Genomic DNA, 1,022 nt, shown 5'->3' with positions numbered 1-1,022 from the left:
GCCGGCCGCACTCATGACCGGCTGGGCTCGGTTAATCCTGCATGCCGCGCCCATGAGGTTGCGCTCTGTCGGGAGTGCGTCGAGCACAACGACGAGATGTAGTTCACGATCTTTGAAACGCGTGGTCAACTATCCAAAGTGTGGATGCCTTTCATCGAAACAAACGATTTCATCAATGTTCTGGAATCCTGCATGGGCAGAAGCACCTGACGCACACCGATGCCCCCACTGCCTCATGGCGTGGCGAGCGTCTTAAGAAACCGCCCGAAAGGAGATTTTTCATGCGCTCTACCGGGCAGTGGAGTGCTGGGAAAGGGAGTTGCAACTGACCGGGTCCGACTTCTTCCGAGCCTATGGACAGACTGGGAGACGCGCACGGTGTAGCGGCTCACATCGTCATACTGCACCTACGCCACACACCGGCCGGACCTGATCCGGCTTTATGAGCATTGGGCTTTGTCAGTTGCCCAAGCGTGATGGCTTTCGCGACGCGGCGCGCCTCAGGAACTGAGCCGCGTCCAGGTCGAAACGCGGGAAAGAAAGACAGGAAACAGAATGGCCGATCAATTCGCAACGGACGTCATTGCCCTGATCAAGAAACGCGCCGAGTCGGAGAGCGGTGAGGGAATGCCTACGTCATTCGTCGGCGAGATAACAATCGCCACGGAACTGGACGCGCTCGGGTTTGATTCGCTGGGTTTGGCGGACGTCCTCTGGGATGTGGAGCAGGCCTACGGCATCAAGATCGACATGAACACGGCCGATGCCTGGTCCAATCTCAAGAATGTCGGCGACGTCGTGGAAGCCGTCCGCGGCTTGCTTGCGAAGGAGGCTTGAATGGACAGGCGCGTCGTTATCACCGGAGTGGGCGGCCTGTGCGGACTGGGCACCGACGCCGCCTCTATGTGGAAAGAGATGCGCGAAGGCCGCTCCGCCATCGGCCCGATCGCCAATTCCGAGCTTCATGACCTGGAGGGCATGACCGGCGCTGAGATCAAGGCGCTGCCCCAGCACGACATCAA

Annotated in this window: 2 protein-coding genes; both read left to right on the top strand. The window is 59.4% G+C overall.

Going from position 1 to position 1,022, the window contains the following annotated elements; genetic code table 11:
- Window positions 1–555 precede the first annotated feature (555 nt).
- On the top strand, window positions 556–837 hold the full coding sequence (locus tag JT360_RS33160; RefSeq protein WP_126057635.1) for an acyl carrier protein: 282 nt from the start codon (window positions 556–558) through the stop codon (window positions 835–837).
- Window positions 838–1,022 (top strand): beta-ketoacyl synthase N-terminal-like domain-containing protein (locus JT360_RS33155; protein ID WP_281040151.1); only part of this gene is annotated, 185 nt, incomplete at its 3' end.

It is taken from the genome of Mesorhizobium sp. dw_380, assembly GCF_018588885.1.
Taxonomy (GTDB): Bacteria; Pseudomonadota; Alphaproteobacteria; order Rhizobiales; family Rhizobiaceae; genus Mesorhizobium.
This window is presented reverse-complemented; position numbering and strand designations above follow the sequence as displayed.

What these genes read in the sequence shown, in the direction of transcription:
- JT360_RS33160 (WP_126057635.1), top strand. Translation starts at nt 556, where the DNA reads ATGGCCGATCAATTCGCAACGGACGTCATTGCCCTGATCAAGAAACGC.